Annotated in this window: 27 protein-coding genes; 1 reads left to right on the top strand and 26 read right to left on the bottom strand. The window is 44.6% G+C overall.

The features are described 5' to 3' along the window. Window positions 1–128: 128 nt before the first annotated feature. Window positions 129–1,544, top strand: a complete 1,416-nt coding sequence (locus tag ACR6HW_RS18320; protein ID WP_455730851.1) for an ISNCY family transposase — start codon at window positions 129–131, stop codon at window positions 1,542–1,544. A 76-nt stretch (window positions 1,545–1,620) separates the two neighbouring features. Here ACR6HW_RS18320 and ACR6HW_RS18315 read toward each other — a convergent pair whose 3' ends face one another. From ACR6HW_RS18315 to ACR6HW_RS18190, 26 genes are all read right to left on the bottom strand, one after another. Continuing rightward, complete coding sequence (locus ACR6HW_RS18315) at window positions 1,621–2,151, bottom strand: DUF6115 domain-containing protein (protein ID WP_455729121.1); 531 nt, start codon at window positions 2,149–2,151, stop codon at window positions 1,621–1,623. Between the two features lies 1 nt (window position 2,152). After that, complete coding sequence (locus ACR6HW_RS18310) at window positions 2,153–2,476, bottom strand: hypothetical protein (RefSeq protein WP_455729120.1); 324 nt, start codon at window positions 2,474–2,476, stop codon at window positions 2,153–2,155. Between the two features lie 15 nt (window positions 2,477–2,491). Then, window positions 2,492–3,868, bottom strand: a complete 1,377-nt coding sequence (locus ACR6HW_RS18305) for a DUF342 domain-containing protein (protein ID WP_455729119.1) — start codon at window positions 3,866–3,868, stop codon at window positions 2,492–2,494. 73 nt (window positions 3,869–3,941) lie between these two features. Continuing rightward, complete coding sequence (locus tag ACR6HW_RS18300) at window positions 3,942–4,697, bottom strand: sigma-70 family RNA polymerase sigma factor (protein WP_455729118.1); 756 nt, start codon at window positions 4,695–4,697, stop codon at window positions 3,942–3,944. Window positions 4,698–4,712: 15 nt separating this feature from the next. Next, window positions 4,713–5,198, bottom strand: a complete 486-nt coding sequence (locus ACR6HW_RS18295; RefSeq protein WP_455729117.1) for a chemotaxis protein CheD — start codon at window positions 5,196–5,198, stop codon at window positions 4,713–4,715. Continuing rightward, window positions 5,195–5,815, bottom strand: coding sequence for a chemotaxis protein CheC (locus ACR6HW_RS18290; RefSeq protein ID WP_455729116.1), 621 nt, complete (start codon window positions 5,813–5,815; stop codon window positions 5,195–5,197). Before ACR6HW_RS18290 ends, ACR6HW_RS18295 begins: the two co-directional genes overlap by 4 nt. A 9-nt stretch (window positions 5,816–5,824) precedes the next feature. Continuing rightward, entirely contained in the window at window positions 5,825–6,265 is a 441-nt protein-coding gene (locus tag ACR6HW_RS18285) for a chemotaxis protein CheW (RefSeq protein WP_455729115.1), read from the bottom strand. 13 nt (window positions 6,266–6,278) lie between these two features. Then, the gene (locus tag ACR6HW_RS18280; protein ID WP_459251969.1) at window positions 6,279–8,354 is read right to left on the bottom strand and encodes a chemotaxis protein CheW; all 2,076 of its coding nucleotides are present in this window, start codon (window positions 8,352–8,354) and stop codon (window positions 6,279–6,281) included. An 11-nt stretch (window positions 8,355–8,365) separates the two neighbouring features. Further along, window positions 8,366–9,430: a protein-glutamate methylesterase/protein-glutamine glutaminase gene (locus ACR6HW_RS18275; RefSeq protein ID WP_455729113.1), complete on the bottom strand. Its 1,065-nt coding sequence runs from the start codon at window positions 9,428–9,430 to the stop codon at window positions 8,366–8,368. A 1-nt stretch (window position 9,431) separates the two neighbouring features. Continuing rightward, window positions 9,432–10,166, bottom strand: a complete 735-nt coding sequence (locus tag ACR6HW_RS18270) for a flagellar brake protein (RefSeq protein WP_455729112.1) — start codon at window positions 10,164–10,166, stop codon at window positions 9,432–9,434. Window positions 10,167–10,176: 10 nt separating this feature from the next. Continuing rightward, a complete protein-coding gene (locus ACR6HW_RS18265) occupies window positions 10,177–11,049 on the bottom strand; it encodes a MinD/ParA family protein (protein ID WP_455729111.1) in 873 nt (290 codons plus the stop codon). A gap of 17 nt (window positions 11,050–11,066) precedes the next feature. Beyond that, window positions 11,067–12,212, bottom strand: coding sequence for a flagellar biosynthesis protein FlhF (gene flhF, locus ACR6HW_RS18260; protein ID WP_455729110.1), 1,146 nt, complete (start codon window positions 12,210–12,212; stop codon window positions 11,067–11,069). After that, on the bottom strand, window positions 12,213–14,258 hold the full coding sequence (flhA, locus tag ACR6HW_RS18255) for a flagellar biosynthesis protein FlhA (protein WP_455729109.1): 2,046 nt from the start codon (window positions 14,256–14,258) through the stop codon (window positions 12,213–12,215). 9 nt (window positions 14,259–14,267) lie between these two features. Then, window positions 14,268–15,350: a flagellar biosynthesis protein FlhB gene (flhB, locus tag ACR6HW_RS18250; protein ID WP_455729108.1), complete on the bottom strand. Its 1,083-nt coding sequence runs from the start codon at window positions 15,348–15,350 to the stop codon at window positions 14,268–14,270. 14 nt (window positions 15,351–15,364) lie between these two features. Then, complete coding sequence (gene fliR, locus ACR6HW_RS18245; RefSeq protein WP_455729107.1) at window positions 15,365–16,126, bottom strand: flagellar biosynthetic protein FliR; 762 nt, start codon at window positions 16,124–16,126, stop codon at window positions 15,365–15,367. Between the two features lie 11 nt (window positions 16,127–16,137). Beyond that, window positions 16,138–16,407 (bottom strand): flagellar biosynthesis protein FliQ, encoded by a 270-nt coding sequence (gene fliQ, locus ACR6HW_RS18240; RefSeq protein ID WP_455729106.1) that lies wholly within the window; start codon window positions 16,405–16,407, stop codon window positions 16,138–16,140. Between the two features lie 14 nt (window positions 16,408–16,421). After that, window positions 16,422–17,195 carry a flagellar type III secretion system pore protein FliP gene (gene fliP, locus ACR6HW_RS18235; RefSeq protein ID WP_455729105.1) on the bottom strand — a complete coding sequence of 258 codons (774 nt, stop codon included), beginning with the start codon at window positions 17,193–17,195 and terminating at the stop codon, window positions 16,422–16,424. Next, window positions 17,173–17,577, bottom strand: coding sequence for a hypothetical protein (locus ACR6HW_RS18230; RefSeq protein WP_455729104.1), 405 nt, complete (start codon window positions 17,575–17,577; stop codon window positions 17,173–17,175). Before ACR6HW_RS18230 ends, fliP begins: the two co-directional genes overlap by 23 nt. Before the next feature lie 10 nt (window positions 17,578–17,587). Next, window positions 17,588–17,950, bottom strand: a complete 363-nt coding sequence (locus ACR6HW_RS18225; RefSeq protein WP_455729103.1) for a response regulator — start codon at window positions 17,948–17,950, stop codon at window positions 17,588–17,590. Between the two features lie 14 nt (window positions 17,951–17,964). After that, window positions 17,965–19,080, bottom strand: a complete 1,116-nt coding sequence (fliY, locus tag ACR6HW_RS18220) for a flagellar motor switch phosphatase FliY (protein WP_455729102.1) — start codon at window positions 19,078–19,080, stop codon at window positions 17,965–17,967. After that, window positions 19,073–20,080, bottom strand: coding sequence for a flagellar motor switch protein FliM (gene fliM, locus ACR6HW_RS18215; RefSeq protein WP_455729101.1), 1,008 nt, complete (start codon window positions 20,078–20,080; stop codon window positions 19,073–19,075). Before fliM ends, fliY begins: the two co-directional genes overlap by 8 nt. A gap of 30 nt (window positions 20,081–20,110) precedes the next feature. After that, a complete protein-coding gene (locus tag ACR6HW_RS18210) occupies window positions 20,111–20,530 on the bottom strand; it encodes a flagellar basal body-associated FliL family protein (protein ID WP_455729100.1) in 420 nt (139 codons plus the stop codon). A gap of 14 nt (window positions 20,531–20,544) precedes the next feature. Continuing rightward, entirely contained in the window at window positions 20,545–21,294 is a 750-nt protein-coding gene (locus tag ACR6HW_RS18205; RefSeq protein WP_455729099.1) for an OmpA/MotB family protein, read from the bottom strand. Continuing rightward, window positions 21,287–22,075: a motility protein A gene (locus ACR6HW_RS18200; RefSeq protein ID WP_455729098.1), complete on the bottom strand. Its 789-nt coding sequence runs from the start codon at window positions 22,073–22,075 to the stop codon at window positions 21,287–21,289. The genes ACR6HW_RS18205 and ACR6HW_RS18200 overlap by 8 nt, the downstream gene beginning before the upstream one ends. Window positions 22,076–22,117: 42 nt before the next feature. Then, window positions 22,118–22,309 (bottom strand): flagellar FlbD family protein, encoded by a 192-nt coding sequence (locus ACR6HW_RS18195; protein WP_455729097.1) that lies wholly within the window; start codon window positions 22,307–22,309, stop codon window positions 22,118–22,120. Window positions 22,310–22,405: 96 nt separating this feature from the next. Then, complete coding sequence (locus ACR6HW_RS18190) at window positions 22,406–23,761, bottom strand: flagellar hook protein FlgE (protein ID WP_455729096.1); 1,356 nt, start codon at window positions 23,759–23,761, stop codon at window positions 22,406–22,408.

The raw sequence follows: 23,761 nt of genomic DNA, 5'->3' as shown, positions 1-23,761 counted from the left end.
ATATGATTCACATGTGATAATGTCTTAAGTAATCAAACGTGATTTTGTCCCAAAAGATATAATGCTATAATAATACCTCAATGAATGAAAGCATCGAGGTAAATTAAATGACAAAGGTAGAATTACGTATGAATGAAAATCTAAAATATGAAATCATTAAAAAGCTCGTCGATACGAATGGCAATAAAAAAACAGCTTCACTTAAGCTAGGCTGTAGTATTAGAACGGTTAATCGATTAATCCAGGGCTATCGGTCAGAAGGGAAAGACTTCTTTGTCCATGGAAACCGTGGAAAGAAACCCGTTCACGCCCTGTCTAGCGAAACTAAAACGTTGATTTTAGGACTTTACAGGACCAAGTATCCCGATGCGAATTTCGCTCATTTTACTGAAATCCTAGCAGAGCAAGAACACCTTTTTCTTTCTCCAACTACTGTAAAAAATATCCTTATGGAACAAGATGTTTTATCTCCCAAGGCTCACAGGTCAACAAAGAAAGCCCTTCGTAAAAAATTAGAAGCCCAAAAGAAAAAGGCTACTTCTAAAAGGGACATGGCGATTATTCAGCACAAGATCGTTGAACTCGATGAAAGCCACCCTAGAAGACCTAGATCCGCCTACTTTGGAGAAATGCTTCAGATGGACGCTTCGGTTCACATCTGGTTTGGCGGCGTCAAAACCCACTTACACGCTGCTATAGACGATGCCACAGGGCGAATCGTGGGGGCTTACTTCGACCACCAAGAAACACTTAAAGGCTATTACAATGTCTTTCATCAAATTTTAACAACCTATGGTATCCCACACATGTTTTACACGGACAGAAGGACTGTTTTTGAATACAAACAAAAAAAGGCCCCTTCACTTGAAAAGGATACCTTCACTCAGTTTTCTTACGCTTGCCATCAACTGGGGGTAGATATAAAAGTAACAAGCGTTCCACAGGCCAAAGGACGCGTAGAACGCTTATTCCAAACACTACAATCACGACTGCCGATCGACTTAAGAAACGCAGGCGTATCAAGCGTAGAGCATGCCAACGAATTTCTGAACTCCTACATAAAGAAATTCAATGACAAGTTTGCTCTGCCTTTTGATAATAACAAATCTGTGTTTGAAACGCAACCGTCTGATGAAAAAATCAATCTAACGCTTGCGGTAATTGCTGAGCGCAAAATTGATACAGGCCATTGCATTAAATTTGAAAATCAATATTTTAAACTCATGGACGACAGAGGCCTCCCTATTTATTACCACAAAGGCACTCCGGCTGTCATTATTAAGGCTTTTAACGGCTGTTTGATGGCCTCTGTAAACGAGAACGTTTATGAACTCGAACTTATCCCTTCTCATCTAAGGAAATCTAAGAACTTTGATTTTCAGGACGAGTTCGAGGCTCTGCCTAAAAAACGCAATATCCCTTCTATGATACATCCATGGCGGAAGAGCGCCATCAAGAAATTTATCAAAACACACTATGCTCAACACAATTATACTTTTGAGGACATCATTAACACTCAAGAAAACTTTTTCTCCGCTAATTAACAAAGCACCAGCTTTTTACTGGTGCTCATGTTTCATTTATTTTGGGACATTTTCAAAAGTGATTGACATGTTAAATTTACTTTTTTATGTGCATCATCAAGTCCAAAGCGCCCTGTCCAATCCCCAAGGTTTTAGCGATTTGGCGTTTATCTACGCCCTGTGCTTCCAACTCAAGGGCCTTTTCTAAAAGCGCTTCCTCAGGTGTTTTCTGAACAGGCGGCTTCATCCAGTCGGGTTTCTCCCTTGCCGACAAATGGATGTGTTCTTTCACTGCCCTCTCTTCTTTTTTCTCCACAGGCAGGTGCGCCACCACAGCCGGCATTTCTGACGTGAGTTTTTCCAGTGCCGCTTCTAAATCGGCCAACTGTTTTTCGTGCACGCTGTACTTGCCCTCCAAATCGCCGGATATGCTATAAAACGCCTGATTCATGTCATCGATGGCCATTTTAAGATTCAATAAGATGTCATTGAGCTCACCAGCATCGTAAAGTTGCGCTTGTTTTTGAAAGCGCTCTTGTTGCCTAAGCGCCTTGACAAATTCTCTTTTTAAAAGCAAAATGGCGCTTGCAACAATCAAAACGCCAAAAAGAATACTTACTATAAACATGTCACACCTTCATATCGAACTTGGACCCTCTCGGTTCCACGTATTTCTTTTTTTTCTTTTGTGCATCACTTGCATCCTCATCGTCTTCGCTCTGCTTTTTCTTTTTCGATTTAGAGTGCTTTTTTCGGTCGTCGTTTTTGACTTTTTTAAGTTCAGAGCGCTCAGATTTAGCGACGCGCTTCTGATTTTGCTCAGCTAAGGTCTTTCCCTTCTCCTGCGCCATTAAAAGCTCATTATCCGTTTTATTGACCACACTCTGCTTCGCTGGATGTATATCTTGCGTCTTGTGTACAACGATTTGCATATCAGCGGGCCTAATACTCATCAGCCTACCGCCCTTCTAATAACCGATTGCCACAATCTCGCCCCTATCTTTTGTGATAATGGCGTGCGACAAAATTTGCTTCACATAATAATTGGCACTACCGATCTTTACACGTGTACCGGGGTGGATATTCTCCGCTTTCAGCTGCGCCCCCCTGATGTTGTTAATCAGTTCGTTGAGCATGAGCAAACGCTGTCTCTTTTCCGTCAGGGATTGATCTAAAGTAACAAAATTGCCACTATACTTTTCATACATCGCCTTTGTTTTCAAATCCCCCGGATTTTGCTCAAGCTTAACTTTTAGCAACTTGACGGATTTTTCAAGCTTGTCGTGCATATCGATTAGGTCTTTTACTTCTATAGAAAGCGCTTTCAGCTCTTCGATAATTTCCACATCGACGCCGAGCTTCACCACGGTCATAATACCCAGTTCAGAACCGACAGTTACAGCTTCTACGCCTTTTTTGGAAATGACTTCGCCGCCGACAATAACGCCTTTCTTCCCCTTGACCACGACTTGACCGTCGCATTTGACGTTGGCGTTCATAATTGTCCCCGTCTCAATATCGCCTTTTACCACGACATTGGCACTGTTGATAAAGTTCACTGTGAGCTGGCCGCCACAGAAGATTTCTGCCACTTCGTGGCCTTGAATGCCTCTTGAAATCGTCAAATCACCGGTGACTTTTATTTTTGCCCCCTCCACGACGCCGTTGATAATCAAATCGCCGTCGCAGTCGACTTCATAACCACTTGTCACATTGCCGCCTACGACAACCTGCCCTTGAAACTTAATATTGCCGGTCTCTACACCGACATCTGTTCTGAGCTCCAGTAAGTTGATAATGCTTATCTTTTCGCCGGAGAAATCTATTTTGCCTTCACTGTCTGCAATAACTTGTAAGCCGTCATTGGAGACATGAACGTTTTTTCCTATTTTAAACTTGGCATCTTTGCCGTCTTTACCTTTAATCGTTTTCCCAGTAACCGTCGTCCCTTCAGTACCGGATGTCGGTGGCTTTTTTTCGGCTAAGACATCGCCTTTACGCACCATTTCAATTAAACCGAGGTTCTTAAAATCGACGCGTCCGTCGTCCAGCACCGCGGGTTTGGATTTGGCGTCCTTCTTGAAATTATACGTGATTTCAGCATTTTCACCATGTGTATGCGGTACACCCTCGGCGATTACTTCATTGATTACCGTTCTTTTTTCTTTGCAGATTTCCTGTATAAACGCTTCCTTTATACCGTAAACGACATTCTTGGCTTTTAAAGCCGTAATAATCTCTTCAGGCGCCACGGTTTCGCCGTCGGCTGCAAACTCAATGGAGGCACGTGCGGCATAATAGTCATCTGAAATTTTCACATCTAGTTCGTACTTTTGGTCTGTCATAGTCTCCCCCTAAAACTAACTGTGTTTAATACCTCTATCACCTATCAACTAAAAAGTCTTCTCTCTACTTAGTTTATTTGGAATGGCTACTTCCATACAAATCGTTCAATGCGTATTTTAGCTTTGCAATGGCCTTTGTATGAATTTGAGAAATTCTCGATTCAGAAACTTTTAAAATTTCAGATATCTCTTTATAGGTAAGCTCCGAATAATAGTACAGTTGCATCACTTTCTTTTCCTTCTCAGGAAGCGATTCAACAGTTTGTACCAAAATGTCTTTCATTTCCTCGTGTATATAATGGTCTTCGGGATTGTATTCTCTATGTTCAGATACGACGTCAAAACTCGTATTTTCTTCTATTTTTTCTTCAAGTGATAAAATCGAATAGGTGGTGACTTCACCTAAAAGCTTTTGATAGTCTTCTAATGAGATGCCGAGGACATCTGCCACTTGTTCATCAGAAATCTCATTGCCGTACAGCATCTGTAAACGCGAAATAGCTTCTTCTATTTTTTTGTATTTTTGTCTTGTGCTCCTAGGCACCCAGTCTAGATGTCTAATTTGATCAATAATAGCGCCGCGGATTCGAATATTTGCATACGTTTCAAATTTGACATCCTTTTTATAGTCAAACTTTTCTATGGCATCAATCAAACCGATAATACCATAGCCAATCAAATCGTCGTACTCCACGTGCGCGTTGTAATTTGTATAAAGTCTACCGGCTATAATCTTGACAAGCGAAACATAATGGACTATTAAATCGTCTTTGGCTTTCTGGCTATTTTTTTCTTTGTATTCGATCCAAAGCATTTCATTTGTCATCATCGCACCTTCTATATCCTATAATTCTTTTATGCCTTTACCTGCCGTCTTGATAATCAATTTACCGTCTTCACTGTAAAACTCTATAGTCCGACCAAAGTTGCCACCTGTCTCGTCGGCTTTAATAGGAATCTTGAGCTCCTTTAAAAGCGCTCTTACCGCCTCGGCGTTACGCTCACCTATCTTCATCGTATCACTGGCAGAAGAAAAAGAGAACATCTGCGCGCCGCCTGCAATTTTTGCAAAGCATCGACTTTTTCGCGCCCCCTTCTTCTCCATTTGCTTAAGCAACTCGACAATGGCAGTGTCGGCAAACTTCGCGACATTTTCATTTTTTCTAATGGCCTTACTGGAAGGCAACATAATATGTGCCATACCGGTGACTTTACTCGATGCGTCGTGTATGCAGATGCCCACACACGACCCCAATCCAAGGGTCGTGAGTGCATCCGGGTATTCGACGACCTTCAAATCGGCCATTCCAACTTTTATCATCGTGCTCATAGTGACACTCCTAAGCTCCCCAGCAGTACCTCATAAGAGTCCATATCCGGTATTAAGAAAAAGTAACCGTCAACGCTCTTTCCACCTTCTGTTTCAATGAATTCATTTTGTATAATCATGACACTATCGCTCATTTGGCCGAAGTGGATGGCGGGTACACTTAAAATCGCCCCCGCCATATCAATGGCAATAGCTGGGATGGAAATTTTTATTTTTAGGTTGGTCAGTCCCGAAAGAGACGCAATATAAGAACCGGCCAAAATGTTGCCAATTTCTTTCAGCGCCGACACCGTGAACTCATCGAAATCCGCATTGTCTCTCGGCATCAATAAATCGACTAAATTAATAGCCGATTTCTGATCGAGAACAAACATAATGCTGCCGGTGATATCGCCTTCTATCTTAAAGAAGATACCACTAACCACGTTCTCAGCGCCCCCTAGGAGTTCCGGCACCTCATCAAATCCGAGAAGTTTTACAACAGGTACTTTCATATCGATCTTTTTATCTATCATCTTTGCCAGTGAAGTCGCTGCATTCCCTGCTCCGATATTGCCAATTTCTCTTAAGACATCAATAATTAAATTGTTGTTCATCGCATTAAAATCAATACCCATCGTCTACTCCTATTCGCTCGCTTCACCGATATTTAAAACTTTGTTGAGGTCGATCAACATAATGATGCGCCCGTCTTTTTTTCCGATGCTTTTGATAAACTCGCTGTCGTAATCCTTGCGCACATTTGGCGCCGCATCAATTTCTTCGTCGTAAATTTGAAGCACCTCAGAGGAAGAGTCGACGAGCATGCCGATTTTCATCTCCTCCAAATTGATGATAATAATGCGCGCTTCATCTCCTAGTGCGACGGACTCTAAGTTAAAACGTTTTCTAAGGTCCACAACGGGAACGATAATCCCTCTGAGATTGATAACACCTTTAATATGCTTTTGCGTATAAGGAATCCGCGTTATGGGTAAAACTTTTTCTATATTCTCGACGTTGTTGATATCAATACCGTAGTATTCTTGATTGAGACGAAACGTCACATATTCTTTAAATGCACTCATATTGGCCCCCTAACTAAAACAATTGATTCGGATCGACAATCAACGCGACACTACCGTTACCGAGTATCGTAGCACCTGCAATCGCTTTGATGCCGGTGAGGTATTTGCCGAGAGACTTGATGACGATTTCCTGTTGACCGATTAAGCTGTCCACCACAAGGCCGGCCTCAACGTCGCCTTTTTTAACGATGACGACAATTAAATCATCCGGCTCTTCCGACTGATCGTACTCGATTTCGAGCACGTCTTTCATGCGGATAATCGGCAACGTTTTGTTTCTGTAAAGAACCACTTCTTGATTTTGGACCATGGTGATGTCCTGTGTCGCGATATTGGTAATCTCTTTGATGTTGTTTAGCGGTATTGCAAACTTCTCATCGTTTAAGTTAACCATTAACGCCTGAATAATCGCAAGTGTCAACGGCAATCTAATAATGAACTTACTGCCTTGACCAAGTGTGGAAACCACTTCTACAGTACCGTTGATGGCTTCGATTTTCGACTTGACCACATCGAGGCCGACACCTCTACCGGAAATATCCGTTACTTGATCTGCTGTGCTAAAGCCAGCTTCAAACAAGAGGTTGATGATTTCCTTATCACTCATCATTTCAGCATCAGACGCCTTTACAACGCTCTTTTCAATCGCTTTGCGTTTAATGATCTCAGGATCGATGCCCTTGCCGTCGTCTTCAACTTCAATGACGACCGTATTGCCGTCTGGATAAGCCCTAAGTGCAACGGTACCCATTTCCTTTTTGCCGGCGCGTTCTCTATCCTCAGGCGACTCGACACCGTGGTCGAGAGAGTTGCGTATTAAGTGAATCAACGGATCGCCAATTTCGTCGATAACGGTTCTGTCGACTTCTGTATCTTCACCGGACATGTACAACTTGATGTTTTTGCCCAGGTCTTTTGACAGGTCTCTAACCAGTCTTGGGAAGCGGTTAAACGTTCTCTCAACCGGCACCATTCTAACTTTCATAACGGCGTCGTGGAGACTCGTGGTAATACGCTCTAAGTATTCTATGGCTTCGTTCATATTGTTCTTGTTGCTCTGCTCGCTTTTGCTCGTCGTCGTATCTAAATCTTCAAGTCGCGTCTTGATGATGATGAGCTCGCTGACGAGGTTCATAAGGTTGTCCAAGCGGCCGATTTCAACGCGAACGGTCTTAGCGGTTTTAGCTTTCTCCGGCTTGGTCGATTTCTTTGCTTGTTCAGGTGCTTGAGCCACTGAAGTCGGTTTTACGTCATCGACTTTTGTCAAATCGACTTCTTTGTCTTGCGGTTTTTCTTTCTTCACAAACTCCGTCTCTTCAAGCTCTCTCACTTCTGCCAACTTGACTTCCGAGATGTTCATAAGCTCCGTTTTGCAGTAATCCGGATCCAGCTTTGTAAAGTACAGGACTTCAAAAGCGTCTTCGAATTTTTCATCCTCTATTTCCTCAGCGAGCGGGTAGGACTTCACCACTTCGCCAAAGCGCTCGAGGGTGTTGAACACAATAAACGCACGTGCGGCCTTTAACATACACCCTGGGTCGAGTGTGACTTTAATCAAATACGGCTTAACGCCCATTTCAAACGCTTTTTGGATAATGGTATCGATGTCTTCGAGACCGATGTGGAACTCTGTATCTCCAGCGGCGATAATCGTTCCACCGGTTTCGGCAGCAGGCGCTTCTTGCGAGGCCTTTGGTGCTTCAGGCGCTTCATCGCCGTTGGCGATGCGCTCCAGTTTTTTAACGAGGCTCGAAGAATCCAAATCGCCTTCAGTACCCTCTTTTTCAAGGTGATCGATATAAGCTTCAAGTGCATCGAAGCATTCGAACAACGCGTCGATAATAGCCCCTGTTACTTTGAGGTTGCCGTTTCTAACCAAGTCGAGTAGGTTTTCCATTTTATGTGTCAAGTCAGCGACTTTTGTGAACCCCATGGTACCTGACATACCTTTCAAAGTATGTGCGATTCTAAAAATTTCACCTATGTGTGAAATGTTCTCGGAATCGCCCTCTAGAACAAGTAAAATCTCGTTCATAGTTTGCAAATGTTCTTTTGATTCATCGATAAATATTTCTAGGTATTGACTCATATCCATATGCACTACACCTCCATGGCTTTCACAATTTCATTCGCTATATTTGAAAGGCTGACGACCTTATCAACAACTCCCAGCTTAATCGTGGATTTTGGCATACCGAACACCACGCAGCTGTCTTCATCTTGGGCGATGACAAAGTTGTTGCCTTGTTTAATCGTCTTCATGCCATCTGCACCGTCTGCACCCATTCCGGTCATAATAACGCCGATTACATTGCGTTCATTGAGATCGGCGATAGAATACATCATTGCGTCCACAGAGGGTCTGTGCCCCGAGACGCGTTCGCCTTTATCTAATTTTATCACAAATTTTCCTGATTGTTTAGAAACTTTTATATGACTATCACCAGGTGCGAGATAAGCCCACCCCGCTCTCATTACATCTCCGTCTTCTGCCTCCTTAACGCCGATTTGGCTCATGCTGTTCAATCTGTCGGCGAGGGATTTTGTGAAGCCCGGCGGCATGTGCTGAACGATGAGGATGCCTGCGTCGATATCTTTTGGGATAAAGGGAATGACATCCTGTAATGCCCTAGGTCCGCCTGTAGAGGTTCCTATGGCGATAAGTTTCCTAAAATTGGTCTTCCCCTCTACCCGTTGATAGGGGGTGTAGCTGGCGTTTTTTGCGCTCTTTGGTAAGTGTGACATCATATCTTGCGCAACTGATAATTTGGCTTTGCTAGCAGCCTCTAACTTGGCGATGAGTTCCTCCTTTATCTCCGGTGCAGACACTTTGATGAGCGACGAAGGTTTGGTGATAAAGTCCATGGCACCTAAGTCAAGTGCTTTCAAAGTCTCCTGCGCACCGTGTTTTGTGAGTGAACTCAACATAATGACCGGAAGAGGCATATCCGTCATTATCTTCTTTAGTGCTGTCAGGCCGTCCATTTTGGGCATTTCAATATCCATAGTGACCAAATCCGGTTTAAGCGCCCGTATTTTTTCTATGGCCTCCTCACCATTTTTTGCAGTGTCGACGACAGTCAGAGCATCGCTCGAATTGATCATGTCCATTATGACTTTGCGCATAAAGGCGGAGTCGTCAACCACAAGTACTTTTTTCCTCATATCACATCAATCCCTTTTTAATTAAATTTCGTTCGACTTCGAATACATACGATACAATTTTCGATTGGGTAGAAGCGTCTAAATCGACGAATTTTATGCTGGTCTCAAACGTCTTAGAATCCTTTTTTTCAACCCGAATAACTTCTCCTTTAAAATCTACCCATACGGAAGATATTTTAAACGCTCCCTCGACAAAGTCTCCATTCGTAAACGCCTTGCTTGTCAGGACTTTTATCCCGCCGCCGCTAAGGTCCATTGCCTGAAATTTAATTTTCTCTTCTTCAATTTCCTCAATGATAATATCGCGACTGTTTTTGTATTTGTTTTCCAGTGCTTTCCGACGCGCTTCAAGCATTTCCTCTGTCAATTCAGTTCGAATGACAAAATACCCGTCAGAATGAAAATGTACTCTGAAAAACTTGCGCCGCTGTATTTTTTTTATTGGCGACGTCAACTGAACAACGACACTTGGCAAATTATCGTACATCATGCGTCCCTGTACATGCCCTTTAAAAAGGTACATCCCCTGGTTTTCTATAAAAAATCTAAAATAGTACTCGCTGTTTCTAGACATCGGATAGAGCGCCCCCTGATGCAGTGGATGTGATACAATTAGACGCGTATCGTCTACGACTTCGTATACAAAAGCCGGCAGCGTAATCGAATCGCCGTCGGTCTTGAAGATCATCACATCTATCCCATCCGAAATCTTTAGATACTTGTTAAACCCCTCCATCAATACCACCTTAAAGTTTTGCGATGAGCCGGCTTAAAAAAGTTTTAAACCGTCCTGTTTCTGCTTTGAATTTACAATTGTTGTCATAGTTGTACGCAATGTGTTCGATACATTTGCTCGCCAGTGTTCTCGGGTAGAGCTCCAACATCGGCACTTGTTTGCGTATGGCTTTTCTCAAATTCTCATCTTCATAGATGTAGCCGAAGTTTTCCACATCCTTCGACAGAAACTTTTGAACCGCCTGCTGGAGTTTATGAAAAACCTCTTCACCTTCTTCATTGCTCTCTACTCGGTTGATAATCAACTTGATTTTAAAATCGTCCTCTTTGTCGATGTTTTTAATGAGCGCGTAAGCATCGGTAATACTCGTCGGGTCAGGCGTGATAATCAAGATAACGTCTGAAGCGGCATCTATGAAACTCAGTACGGATTTGCTCAACCCGGCACCGGTATCGATGAGAATGTAGTCTGAAATCTGATTGAGAAAACCAAAGGACTTAATCAGTTTTTCGAGCTGTACAGGCGCCATATCTACCATGTCGATAATCCCCGAACCGCTGGACAATATGTTGATATCATGAGGCGCCTTTGAAAGGCACTCTTTAATGTCAACTTCTCCCTTAATCGCATGTGAGATGTTGTATTTCGGAACGATTCCAAAGAGCACGTCGACGTTGGCGAGCCCCAAATCGGCATCGATAATCGAAACCCGCTTGCCCATTTTAGCAAGGGCGATAGCCAAGTTCACTGTGAAGTTGGTCTTCCCCACGCCGCCTTTCCCACTGGAAATCGTCACCACTTTAGCGTCACCAACCACTGTTTCGTCGTCACCATGCGCTTCTATTAATTCAGTTAATTCTCTAAGCTTCTGTGCTTGGTCCATTGCATCCCTCACCTAATCTAATGGTTGACATCCCCGAAAACGTAATTGATAATCTTTTCCTTATCGGCGTCTTCTATGTCGTCTGGTACACTCTGCCCTATTGTGAAATAGGACAGCGGTTTCCCGGTCAACACCTTCATATTCAGAATATTACCGTAACTGGAAGCTTCGTCGAGCTTTGTAAACAAAAGGCGGTAGTCGTCTAAAAAGTGATACGACTCGATCATGCTTCGCATTTCTTTATACCCCGTTGTTAAACTCATTACTAAGAAAACTGTGTAATCGCCAATACTTTTGACCAGTTCGTCAAAATCGTCCTTAAGCGCCTTGCTCTTATGGCTTCTCCCCGCCGTATCAATGAGAATGTAGTCCTTGTCGCGGTATTTGTGAAGCGCATCGTCGAGTTCGCCGGACTCGTAGACCACTTCAAGTGGCAGTCCTAAAATCTCACTGTATGTTTTAAGTTGCTCAACTGCGGCAATTCTATATGTGTCCGCCGTAATCAAACCGACGGACTTCCCGTCGATAAGTGAGAGTTTCGCCGCAATTTTCGCAAGTGTCGTCGTCTTGCCGACACCTGTCGGCCCTAAGAAAATATAGATATTCGGCGCGTTGTGTACGTCTTTATCGATGGTCTTAATATCGCCGAGGTACTCTCTGGCAATGACCTTCATCGCGCTGACGACAGTCTCTTTGTTTTTACTGTCAATTGAAATTTGACGTTGTACAATCTCAATGATTTTCTTGGCAATTGACTCTTGAACGTCAAACCCCTTCAGCATATCGATGTACGTTTGAGCCGCTTCGGCAACCGCGTCGACATCCGTTTCAACACCTGCGGCTTCTGAAGGCGTCTCCTGTGAAATGGCCGCCACTTTTTGCGTCAGCTTTTCGACCACTTCTCTAAGTCCTTCTATCTCTTTTGTGTACGTGTTCTCTGGCGCTTTCTGTGGCTGTGGCTGAGGCGTCGCTACAGATGCCCGCTTGACCAGCGGTTCATCCACAGCGGCCACAACCTCCAGCATCGGTTTTTTAAAAAAACGCATGAGACCGTTTCGCTTGACTTTTCTCGTATTGAGAATAATGGCATCCATGCCGAGCTCATTTTTAATTCGTATCATGGCTTCGTTCATATCTTGAACCATGTAGCGTTTCACTTTCATTTAAATGCTCACCATCCCCGAAGATTGAAGCTGTACATCCGATTCGATCTCGTTGTAAGATAAAACGATTAAATCGGGTATCGCTTGTTCTGTGATTCTCTTAAAATAAAACCTGACGATTGGCGCTGTTACCACAATCGCCTGTTCCCCCATGTTCATAAGCTTTTTAACTTCTTCACTTAAGCTGGTAATAATAGTCTGTGTCGTCATCGGATCCACTGATAAAAAAGTGCCGTTTTCGTTCTGATCGATGGCGTCCATCAAATAGTTCTCAAGCTCTTGGTCGAGGGTCACCACCTTGGCCTCTCCATAAGGGAAAAACTGGCGTGACAACTGTCGTGAGAGCTTTTGTCGCACATATTCTGTGAGAACGTTGACATCCCGTGTTGTTCTGGCGTAATCCGCCAGTGTCTCAAGTATGGTCACTAAGTTACGAATAGAGACATTTTCTTTCAGCAAGTTGGCGAGGACCTTTTGAATCTCGCCGAGGCTCAGCAGGTTCGGCATCAGCTCGTCCACAAGTGCCGGGTGACTTTCTCTGGTGTTGTCGATTAATTGCTTGACATCTTCTCTGCTCAACAGCTCGAAACTGAACTTCTTCACAATTTCAGTCAAATGTGTCGAAATGACAGAAGACGGGTCGACGACAGTATAACCGAGCAACTCGGCCTTCTCTCTCAAGTCCGCTTTAATCCACTTGGCGGGTAGGCCAAATGCAGGTTCCACCGTGTCAATGCCTTCAATATCCCCCTCGACACTTCCCGGACTCATGGCCAAGTAGTGGTCGAAGACGATATTGCCCATGGCGATGTCGTTGCCCTTAATTTTAATGAGGTACTGATTGGCGTCTAGCTGTATGTTGTCGCGCAACCGGATAATAGGCACCACAAGTCCCAGTTCCAAAGCGACCTGCCTTCTAATCATAACCAATCGGTCGAACAAATCGCCCCCTTGATTGGGGTCTGCTAACGGTATTATACCATAACCAAATTCCAGCTCAATAGGATCGACTTGCAAAAGCGGCATGATATTTTCGGGACTTCGCATATCGGCCTCTTCAACATCCTCTGCAGCCGCCTCTTCTTCAGCGCGTTCCGCACTGGCTTTTGCATTCCGAGATTTTGAAAAGTAGCCTGCCAACAAAATCGCTGTACCGATAGACACAAACGCAAAGTTCGGCAGCGGTGTCACTGCGCCGAGTAAAATGATAATGGTGCCGACGAGGTACAGCACTTCGGCCTTGGCGAATATTTGACTCGCCACGTCGGTTCCCAAATTGGATTCTGACGCCGCTCGCGTAACGACGATACCCGTTGCAACGGAAATCATCAACGCCGGCAACTGGCTCACAAGACCGTCGCCAACCGTTAAAAGGGTAAAGCGCTGCATCGACTCACCAAGTGTGAGCCCCATAGTGGTGGCTCCCAGGAGGAAGCCCGCCAAAATATTGATAATTGTAATGAGAATACCGGCAATGGCATCGCCTTTGACAAACTTACTGGCACCGTCCATGGCGCCGTAGAAATCGGCTTCTCTTTGAATTTTTTTACGCCTTGTCTTGGCTTCTGTCTCGGTAATAAGTCCCGAGTTCAAGTCGGCATCTATGGCCATTTGTTTTCCCGGCATCGCATCGAGCGTAAAGCGTGCGGCAACTTCCGACACCCGCTCTGACCCCTTGGTAATGACGAGAAACTGAATAATGACGATAATGGTAAAGATGATAAAACCGACGATGGCGTTACCGCCGATAACGAAATCACCGAACGCGGCAATGACATTTCCCGCCTCGCCTTTCGTCAAAATGTAACGCGTCGTAGAAATGTTCAGCGCCAGTCTAAACAGTGTCGTAATAAGGAGTATCGATGGAAAGACACTGAACTCCAGTGGCTCCTTAACGAACATGGACAGTACCAAAATCGTTAATGCCAACGAGATGTTCATAGCGAGAAAGACATCTAAGAGTCCCAATCTGACAGGTATAATGATTAATAATATAATGACAATTACGAGAATCGCAACGATGGTATCACTGAAACGAAAACGCATGTAAACCTCCTAGGCGTCTTTTTTAAGCGTATAGACGTAAGCGAGCACTTCGGCCACTGCTTCGTACAGTTCGATGGGGATGAAATCACCCACCTCGGACGACGCGTAAAGCGCCCTTGCCAGCGGCTTGTTCTCCACAATCGGAACTTCAGCCTCCCCGGCGATTTTTTTGATGTTTTGAGCAATGAGGTCCTGCCCCTTGGCGACGACTTTCGGCGCATCACTCGTTTGGGGATCGTATTTGACCGCGACGGCATAATGCGTCGGATTGGTAATAACGACATCGGCTGTCGGCACATCTTGCATCATACGGCTCATGGCCATTGCCCGTTGCTTTTCTTTAATCTTGGACTTGAGCATCGGGTCGCCCTCACTTTGTTTGTACTCGTCCTTTATCTCCTGCTTGGTCATCATCATGTCTTTGTTGTTCTTCCAGCGTTTGTAAGCGTAGTCGAACACAGCGATAACCAACAGAATTAAAGCACTTCTCACGACGACGCCGACGACGAGGTCCCACATAACCGCTATGATTTGCCCGATGTCGAGTTCCATGGCAACAAGCAGTTCAATCAGCCTGTCTTTTAAATAATCATAGGATGCAAACACAATTAAGGTCGCCTTCGCCAGAGATTTGGCCAACTCCACCAAAGAACGCGTCGAAAACAAGTTCTTTGCCCCTTTTAAAGGATTGATTTTCTCCAGCTTGGGCTTAAGCGTCTCCGTCGTAAATAGAAAACCCACTTGCATATAGGAAACCAATACCCCTATGACCATTGCCACCAGTAAGGTGGGCAATGAGAGTTTTAAAATCAAGAGGCAGACTTGCGTCATATACTTGTGGATATTACCGTCTTGATAGAAGGCGTCAATGCCCTCTGTCTGCGCCATCGTGTAGTGAAAAAAACCGAAAAGCGACGTGGCGTAGTACTGCCCCAACACGGCAAGTGCCGCAAAAACAGCCAGCAATGCCAAAACACCGTTGAGGTCTTTGGACTGCGCCACCTGTCCTTTTTGTCGAGAGTCCCTAATTTTCTTGGACGTGGGTTGCTCTGTCTTTTCTTCTGAAAACAATTGCAGATCAAATAGCAGCATGTTACGCGCCTTCCTTAAAACAACTCAAAGAACAGCTCAATGTAATAAAAACTCCCCTTGAGGGCGTTGGCAAACGCCTGATAAAAATAAGGCATGATGACGATAAACAGGAGCAAACCGAAGAAAATCTTAAACGGCAAGCCCAAAATAAACACATTCATCCCCGGCATCGCTTTGGCGAGCAGCCCTAAAATAATGTTGGCAATTAAAATAATAATCACAAAAGGCGATGCAATTTTAAAGCCAACGATAAATGACATAACGAAAACATCTAAGAGCACCGAAGTCCCGTTGACTGACAGAAACCCCGAGCCAATGGGAATTTCAGAAAAAGAAACGACAATTCCCGTAATCAATTGATGGTGCAAGTTCAACTGCAAAAAAATCAAAATACAAAACACATAAAACAAGTTTGACGAAATCGGCATTTCAGATTCGTCCATGGGACTCACCACGTTGACCATGGCGAAACCTATTTCTCTATCGATAATACCGCCTGCCAAGTAGATGAAATTGAAAAACACCGTCAAGATAAGCCCGATAAATAGGCCAATCACAAGTTCGTTAATCAAGTAAAAGCCAAAATCCAAAAATGTGGTAGGGTCAATGCGCACAGTGGTTTGAATCAGTGGGTACACAATGAGCGATAAAAAAAACGTCAACGCGATTTTAAGCTGAACAGGAAAATTTCGACTGCCGAAAATCGGCGCTGTAACAATCGTTCCCCCTATGCGCGCCCCTATTAAAATCAATTGTAAAAACGGTATGCTCACCATTTAACTGCTCCCTAATAAATCAGCAAATCAATCATGTTGATGACTTCTGTTGAAAAAGCCACCAAAGAATTGATAATCCAGCTTCCCGTCAGTATGAGCACCAAAAAAACCACAACGATTTTGGGCACAAAAGCTAACGTCGCCTCTTGTATTTGCGTTGTGGCTTGAAAAATCGCTATGAGAAGGCCGATAAGCAAACCGCTTAGCAGCATTGGGGCAGCTAACATCAATATGACCTTTATGGCTTCTGTGAAAAGATCGATAATCATCCCTTCAGTCATTTTACGTCCCCCCGTTACCTAATACTGAGTATTAATTTTTCGACAATGAGATGCCAGCCGTCCAACATAATAAATAAAAGCAACTTAATCGGCAATGAGATCATTACCGGCGGCAACATCATCATCCCCAGTGCCATCAGTGTCGACGCGACAATCATGTCGACGACAATAAAGGGGACAAATATTAAAAAGCCGATTTCGAAGCTGAGTTTCAGTTCACTGATAATAAAAGCAGGAACGACGACGCGCATGGGAATATCGCTTTCAGAGCCTATGCTGTCAATATCTGCGATATTCAGGAACAGCGCCAAGTCCTTAGAGCGCACGTGCTTGAGCATAAACGCTTTAAAAGGCGCCGAGCCCTCGTCTATGGCCTCCTCGACACTAATTGTTCCCTCTTGTAAGGGCACATAGGCCTCGTTGTAAGCCTCACTGAACACCGGTGCCATTACGAAAAAAGTCAAGAAGAGCGCTAGGCCAATCAGCACTTGATTCGGCGGCGTCGACTGAAGTGACAGCGCACGTCTAACGAACCCCAAAACGATAATGAATCTGGCAAAACACGTCATCATAATTAGAATCGACGGTGCAAGTGTCAACACCGTCAAAAGTAACAGGACTTGTATACTTGTTGCCACGGGAACTTCTCCCTCAGGTGTATCGATGGATATGTTGATATCTGGTACGTCTATTGTCGCAGCAAAGGCCCCCTGCTGTACAAAGAGGAGTTGCCCCATCATAAGCACCAGAGCCAGCACTAAAATCTTACTGCTCGTCTTCATGTTCATTTTGATTATCCCCGCGCTTTATTTGTTGATTGACCAGTTGCTTTTTAAACAACTCCGTAAATCGCTTTTCACCTTCGTCTTCGGCAATCGTCAAATCGAGCGTCTCCCTCTTGTCAAGCAACACCATACCGTTCTTGTCAGATGCGACTATGTAGAACACACCGTCGATTTCCATAATAGTGACCCACTTGCCCTGTGTAAACGGCGTCGTTTGATGCACTTTAACGATTCGCGTTGGCTTAAAGCCGTTTCGGCGGATGAGCCACTTGGACAAACGCCATAAGAGTAATAAAAATAAAGTGGCTACAACAAGGTATTTTATTGTAAACCACATATTATCTGTTTGACTTTCATTGCCTATAAGGGCGGTGAAAATAGTCATCTATTTTCACCTAGCCCAATACTTTTTTAACCGCTTCGATTACGCGATCCGCTTGGAACGGCTTAACAATAAAGTCTCTTGCACCGGCTTGAATAGATTCGATAACCATCGCCTGCTGCCCCATTGCCGAACACATAATCACTTTAGAATCAGGATCAAAGGCTTTGATCTCTTTAACGGCTTGAATACCGTCCACTTCGGGCATTGTAATATCCATTATGACGAGTTCCGGCTTGAGCTCTTTGTATTTTTCAATCGCCTTTTGACCGTTTTCCGCCTCGCCGACAACGTCGTAACCGTTCTTCGTTAAAACGTCCTTAATCATCATTCTCATAAAAGCTGCGTCATCAACAACTAAAACTGTGTTTGCCATTATGTTCCTCCTTATTACACTTCTCTCATTTTTTTAGGAATAACGATATCCGTGATTCTGATACCATAGTTTTCGTCCACAACCACGACCTCACCTTTTGCGATGCGCTTGCCGTTGGCCAGTATATCCAGTGGCTCGCCTACCAAGCGTTCCAACTCTAAAACAGTACCTACGCCAAAATCCAATACTTCGTTGATTTTTTTACTCGTCCTGCCGAGTTCAACGGTGATTTCCAATGGTACATCCCTAATAAGGCCTATATCATTATTATAATACATTTGGGCGGAATTACTATCAAAAGTTTCAAATTCTAGAGGAACGGCATTGACTTTTTCGCTTGTGACGTTCGGTCGCCGAGTCTCTTCTTCGTAGGTTTGTTGCGGTGCTCGTGCGCTTTCTCCAGCAGGGGCTTTTGCCTCTGGTGCTGGTGCCGGCGCCGACTCAACCGGTTTGTCCATCTGTTCTTTTGAACCCGATACGATTGTGGATACCATCTGTTTCGCCACTTGAAGCGGCAGAACTTGCATAATCTCACTGTCAATTAAATCGCCGACAGTCATTCTAAACGCAATTTTGACGACTTTGTCAGTTGCTGTGACGCCAAACTGCGTGTAATCGAGTTCAGAAATGCGGTCGTTGTACGCTTCTGGTGGTGAAATATCAATCTTTTTACCCAGCATTTCCGAAAGAGATGTCGACGATGAACCGATCATTTGATTCATGGCTTCACTTATGGCACTCAGATGAAGATCATTTAACTCTCCTGATACATTTGTACCATCGCCACCCATCATTAAATCAGTTATAATTTTAACATCTTTTTCATGCAAAATCAAAAAGTTGACACCTTCAATACCGACGCGGTACGTAATGTTGATGAGAACCGATGGGTCGACAAACTCCTCAGCGAGTCCCTCCATGGTCGTTTCAGACACTTGAGGCGTGGTAATGGTTACTTTTTTATTGAGCAGCGTAAACAACGTCGTCGCCGCGGTTCCCATGCTTATATTGCCGATTTCGCCTATGGCATCGGCTTCTTCATCTGTTAATTTCTCGGCTTCACTTGTGCTTGTCGAGGGACCTCCACCTAGCAAAGCATCTATTTCTTCTTGAGACAACATATCAGTCATCAGAATCCTCTCCTCCCTCTACAACTTCAGTGATCATAACGGCGACATTTTTTTTCTTGACGCCCGGTTTTGCTTTGTATTTCAACTTGTTTTCGACGAAAATATCGAAATCGTCTTCCACCGATTTGTCGAGCAATATGATATCGCCTCTTTGCAGATTGAGCAACTCCGATACCGATATCAAAGACTGTCCGACAACGGCGGACAAGTCGATTTTGCTGAGCCCGAGTCCGACTTCAAGCGCGCTGCGTTCATCTTGTGTGGCTTCGCGCTTGTTGCTGGTGGCAAACCAAAGTCTCGAACTCAAACTCGGTAGAATGGGCTCGATGACAAAATGCGGTATACAGAGATTGATCATCCCTTCGATTTCACCGATGTGTATGCTAAACGTAATCAGTGCAACCGATTCAGCAGGGGATACAATTTGAGCGAACTGAGAGTTCGTCTCTATGTTTTCGAGTTTCGGTCTAAGTTCGACGATATTGCCCCACGGCTCTTTGAGCAAGTTGATAAACTTAATTAAAATACTTCTCAAAAGGGTCATTTCAATTTCTGTCAGCGACCGAGTTTCTTTAGTCGCCGCCCCTTTGTTGTTGGTGCCGCCCAAGACCCTCTCGATCATTGCATAAGCGATATCGGAAGATACATCGACGATAATCTGACCCTCAAACGGGGAGAAATCCACAATACCTAAAATAGCCGGGTTGGCTATGGAGTTGCTAAACTCCGTATAAATCAAACTTTGAACCGAAATAACATCGACCTCAATATACGTCCTCAAATAGCCGGAAAGGAAGTTGTTCATCAGTCTCGAGTAGTTTTCGTGAATGATTTCTAAGGTCCTCAGCTGATCTTTTGCAAATTTATCGGGACGGCTAAAATCGTACTTGCGTACTTTTTTCTCTTTCTTCTCCTCTTCGATGTCTTTCACATCGACTTCACCGGTACTCAGCGCGGCCAGTAGATCATCTATCTCATTTTGAGACATTACATCAGCCATGACCTCACCTCCTTTTCTGATAACACGGTTTTAGCCCTGAATGACAAAAGGCTGTATATAAATATTGGAAATCACGTCTTCGTCACTTTCGAGGACTTCTATAACCATATCTCGAATGCGCTCGCGCAGACGCTGTTTGCCATTTGGCTTTGACAAATCTTCAGAATTCGTCATACGCATGATTTCGTCGATGTTGTTGCGTATTTGTGTTTTGTTCGTCGTAAGCTCTGCTTCTATCTCTGTATTGGTATACTCGATGGTAACGAGGTATTTAACGATTTTGGGGTTCTCCACATCGGCTAGATTTGAGTATTCCTCTTCCAATGCGAACTCGTAATAGACGATGGGTTCTTCTTTCGGTTCGCCGCCGAGTACAACTACTACGACGACAACGCCGACGACGACAAGTAGAAGAACTGCCGCGATTATAATAATTAGCTTCTTATTCATTCAATGCCTCCTGCTTATTCGTTTGTCTCACTGTCGACAGCCTGCTCTTTCTTGATGACGACGATATCGACGCGTCTGTTGGCTGCCCTGCCCGCTGCTGTATCGTTGGTATCAATCGGCCGGTACTCACTGTACCCCGCCGCCGATATACGCATCGGCGTCATGCCGATTTCTTCAACAAAGTACTTGACGACATTAGTGGCACGCCCTGTTGAAAGTTCCCAGTTCGTCGGATAGAGCGCCGAAATGTTCGGCACATTGTCCGTATGCCCTTCTACGCGAATTTCCTCATCGACCAGTTCTTCAGACATTAGCAAATCTCCGAGAAAATCGATAATGTCCATCGATGCGGGCTTGATGGTGGCGCGACCGGGGTCGAACAACACATTGTCCTTAAATCGGATAATGAGACCTTTGCTTTCAAGTTCCAGCGTCACCTCGGACTCCATGTCGTTTTCATTGAGGTACTCTTCCAACTTTTCCTTTAGATTTTCCAGTTGGTTTTGCTCGATGACTTCGTTGTTAGACGTCTGGTTTTCAGGCATGGCGTCAAAGACCATCGGCGCTTCCGACAGCGATTTACCGCCGGACAGAACACCAGCTGAACCTTGAAAGGACTTCATAACAGCTTCAAACTTTTGAGCATCTATCGATGAAAAAGCAAACAGCAAAACAAAGAAACACATGAGCAAGGTTACCATGTCCCCATACGTATTCATCCACTCCGGTGCACCCTTTTTACATTCCTGCTGTTTTTTAGCCATTGTCTGAATTCGCCTCCTGTGTGCCGACAGTTGCCCTTACGGAAGGTGGTAAGAACACTTTGAGCTTTTCTTCTATAATACGAGGGTTTTCACCGGCTTGAATAGACAACAGGCCTTCAATCATAACACTTCTCACCAGCACTTCCTCATTGCTCTTTAAACTGAGTTTGTTCACCATCGGTATAAAGATGAGGTTGGCAAACAGCGACCCGTAGAACGTCGTCAGTAAGGCAACGGCCATTTTAGGACCGATTGCCGACGGGTCATCCAAGCTCTGGAGCATGGCTACGAGACCGACCAGTGTACCGACCATCCCGAACGCCGGGCAAAGTGAGCCCATCATATCGATCATCGATCGATTCTTGGCATGGCGGTCTTGCAAGTTCTCGACTTCTGTCTCCATAATGTTCTTAACCAGTTCCGGATCTGTACCGTCTACGATGAGCATAACGCCCTTTTGAAGAAAGTCGTCTTTAATTTCTGAAACCGCTTCTTCAAGTGCCAAAAGCCCCTCGCGTCTGGCGACATTGGCGAGTTCTATGATTTTTGTGATGATTTGATTGACATCCAGTTCGTTGTTCTTCATGGTCTTGCCGAAAACTTTTCCGACATTTAAAACGTCTTTCAAAGGATAGCCGACCAAATAGCCAGAGAACATCCCTCCCACAACAATGATAAGCGAGGGCACATTGATGTAGCTGCCCAAATCACTGTCTGTTAAGATTGCCCATGCTACGAGAACGAATCCCAGAACAATACCTATAATCGTTGTAATATCCAAAATAAACACCTCGTTTGATTAAATTTAGTACGCCTTGTCTTCTTATCGAGTATGATTGTTCAGCTGTCTCTGATACTCAATTATCTTATTTATAACCACTTCCGTGTTTTCCTTAACAATAATTTTCTTACCGGTTGTCAAGGTAATCATCGTATCAGGTGTTTCTTCAATAAATTCAATAAGTATGTCATTGATATAGATCAAATCGCCGTTTAATCGCGTCACTTTTATCATCTACGACTCCAAATTAAGCTGATGGGATGGGCGAGGACCCCCTCGCCCCCCAAAATTGATGCGACTGTAAACTGCCCTTAGTCGCCGACCGACTTATTAACGCTTCATGTTGACGAGCTCTTGAAGGATTTCATCACTTGTGGTAATGACCCTAGAATTCGCCTGGAAGCCTCTTTGAGTGGTTATCATATCTGTAAACTGCTGTGCGATATCCACATTACTCATTTCAAGAGCACCCGCTGCTATAGCGCCAAAACTACCTGCTGCAGGCGTACCGTACTTCGGCGTCCCCGAGTTCGGCGTATCTTGGAACAGGTTGTTGCCCACTTTCATCAAGCCCGGCGGGTTGTCAAAATCCACGAGGCCGATGGTGGTGAGTACTTTTCGCTCGCCATTTGTAAAAATCCCTACGATTTCACCTTTAGACGAAATGTTGAACGTGTCAATGGTTCCAGCGGAAACACCGCCGAGTTGAACGCCTTTTGCGTCCGACTCTTGTGAATACTGTGAAAAGATTCGGCTGTCGTTGACATCGCCATTAGCAAAGAAAATCGACCGATCCAGCGGTACAGTGATGTTAGAAGCACCGGGCACCGCCATGCTCACAGTAGCCCCTGTAACCGGCGTCTCTGCTGACGTTGGGTCGGCAGGGTCTGCCAGAGTGACGAGGTCTACGATTTCACCGGACTCATTGAGTTTCGCAAAGATGTTCGTAAGCGGTGCACCACCTGCATCAAAGGCGATGTTGTTGCCAGAAGCATCCGTAATAGCCATCGGTCTATAAGAATAATTTAAGCTGGTCAATGCTGGGTCAGCAATAAACTTAGGGTCCAGTGGATCCGGCGCTTTGTTTGCCGTCATGTTCTCATCAAACTTGACGTTAATGGTGTGTACGGACCCCAAAGAATCGTACAGGTCAACTGTGGTATTATAACTCGTGTCCTCGAATCTGAGATTGCCGTTTAACACCATGTGATGCGTCTGCTGTGCTTTAACTGTATCCGACATATTGACTTGAATCGGTTTGAAATTGCTGTCCAGTACCTTTAGACCGTCTGTTGTAACGAGAAAGCCCTGTTCGTCCATCTGGAAGTTGCCGGCTCTCGTGTAGAATTTGTTTTGTGCACTGGCGTCGTTGGTCACCATAAAGAACCCGTTGCCGTCGATCATCAAATCCGTTGCAACATTGGTTCTTTCAATTGATCCACGCGTATGGTTCACGGCAATGGAAGACACGGTTGTTCCGAGGCCGACTTGCATCGGGTTCGTTCCCCCTCTGGCAGCCGACGAGGAACTCGCGCCTTGAAGCATCTGGCTAAACGTTTCTGCAAACGTCACACGTGACGCTTTATAGCCGACAGTATTGACGTTGGCAATATTGTTGCCGATAACGTCCATTCTCAACTGATGCGCTCTAAGAGAAGACACACCAGAGTACATTGATCTCATCAT

This window comes from Fusibacter sp. JL298sf-3 (assembly GCF_053842995.1).
This window is presented reverse-complemented; position numbering and strand designations above follow the sequence as displayed.

What these genes read in the sequence shown, in the direction of transcription:
- ACR6HW_RS18265 (WP_455729111.1), bottom strand. Translation starts at nt 11,049, where the DNA reads ATGGACCAAGCACAGAAGCTTAGAGAATTAACTGAATTAATAGAAGCG.
- fliY (WP_455729102.1), bottom strand. Translation starts at nt 19,080, where the DNA reads ATGACTGATATGTTGTCTCAAGAAGAAATAGATGCTTTGCTAGGTGGA.
- ACR6HW_RS18295 (WP_455729117.1), bottom strand. Translation starts at nt 5,198, where the DNA reads ATGAGCACGATGATAAAAGTTGGAATGGCCGATTTGAAGGTCGTCGAA.
- ACR6HW_RS18195 (WP_455729097.1), bottom strand. Translation starts at nt 22,309, where the DNA reads ATGATAAAAGTGACGCGATTAAACGGCGATTTGATCTATATCAATGAC.
- ACR6HW_RS18315 (WP_455729121.1), bottom strand. Translation starts at nt 2,151, where the DNA reads ATGTTTATAGTAAGTATTCTTTTTGGCGTTTTGATTGTTGCAAGCGCC.
- ACR6HW_RS18210 (WP_455729100.1), bottom strand. Translation starts at nt 20,530, where the DNA reads ATGAATAAGAAGCTAATTATTATAATCGCGGCAGTTCTTCTACTTGTC.
- ACR6HW_RS18205 (WP_455729099.1), bottom strand. Translation starts at nt 21,294, where the DNA reads ATGGCTAAAAAACAGCAGGAATGTAAAAAGGGTGCACCGGAGTGGATG.
- ACR6HW_RS18290 (WP_455729116.1), bottom strand. Translation starts at nt 5,815, where the DNA reads ATGGGTATTGATTTTAATGCGATGAACAACAATTTAATTATTGATGTC.
- ACR6HW_RS18300 (WP_455729118.1), bottom strand. Translation starts at nt 4,697, where the DNA reads ATGATGACAAATGAAATGCTTTGGATCGAATACAAAGAAAAAAATAGC.
- flhA (WP_455729109.1), bottom strand. Translation starts at nt 14,258, where the DNA reads ATGCGTTTTCGTTTCAGTGATACCATCGTTGCGATTCTCGTAATTGTC.
- ACR6HW_RS18230 (WP_455729104.1), bottom strand. Translation starts at nt 17,577, where the DNA reads ATGACTATTTTCACCGCCCTTATAGGCAATGAAAGTCAAACAGATAAT.
- ACR6HW_RS18280 (WP_459251969.1), bottom strand. Translation starts at nt 8,354, where the DNA reads ATGAGTCAATACCTAGAAATATTTATCGATGAATCAAAAGAACATTTG.
- ACR6HW_RS18320 (WP_455730851.1), top strand. Translation starts at nt 129, where the DNA reads ATGAATGAAAATCTAAAATATGAAATCATTAAAAAGCTCGTCGATACG.
- fliQ (WP_455729106.1), bottom strand. Translation starts at nt 16,407, where the DNA reads ATGACTGAAGGGATGATTATCGATCTTTTCACAGAAGCCATAAAGGTC.
- fliR (WP_455729107.1), bottom strand. Translation starts at nt 16,126, where the DNA reads ATGGTGAGCATACCGTTTTTACAATTGATTTTAATAGGGGCGCGCATA.
- ACR6HW_RS18305 (WP_455729119.1), bottom strand. Translation starts at nt 3,868, where the DNA reads ATGACAGACCAAAAGTACGAACTAGATGTGAAAATTTCAGATGACTAT.
- ACR6HW_RS18225 (WP_455729103.1), bottom strand. Translation starts at nt 17,950, where the DNA reads ATGGCAAACACAGTTTTAGTTGTTGATGACGCAGCTTTTATGAGAATG.
- ACR6HW_RS18275 (WP_455729113.1), bottom strand. Translation starts at nt 9,430, where the DNA reads ATGAGGAAAAAAGTACTTGTGGTTGACGACTCCGCCTTTATGCGCAAA.
- flhB (WP_455729108.1), bottom strand. Translation starts at nt 15,350, where the DNA reads ATGCTGCTATTTGATCTGCAATTGTTTTCAGAAGAAAAGACAGAGCAA.
- ACR6HW_RS18270 (WP_455729112.1), bottom strand. Translation starts at nt 10,166, where the DNA reads ATGGAGGGGTTTAACAAGTATCTAAAGATTTCGGATGGGATAGATGTG.
- ACR6HW_RS18310 (WP_455729120.1), bottom strand. Translation starts at nt 2,476, where the DNA reads ATGAGTATTAGGCCCGCTGATATGCAAATCGTTGTACACAAGACGCAA.
- ACR6HW_RS18285 (WP_455729115.1), bottom strand. Translation starts at nt 6,265, where the DNA reads ATGAGTGCATTTAAAGAATATGTGACGTTTCGTCTCAATCAAGAATAC.
- fliM (WP_455729101.1), bottom strand. Translation starts at nt 20,080, where the DNA reads ATGGCTGATGTAATGTCTCAAAATGAGATAGATGATCTACTGGCCGCG.
- ACR6HW_RS18190 (WP_455729096.1), bottom strand. Translation starts at nt 23,761, where the DNA reads ATGATGAGATCAATGTACTCTGGTGTGTCTTCTCTTAGAGCGCATCAG.
- flhF (WP_455729110.1), bottom strand. Translation starts at nt 12,212, where the DNA reads ATGAAAGTGAAACGCTACATGGTTCAAGATATGAACGAAGCCATGATA.
- fliP (WP_455729105.1), bottom strand. Translation starts at nt 17,195, where the DNA reads ATGAACATGAAGACGAGCAGTAAGATTTTAGTGCTGGCTCTGGTGCTT.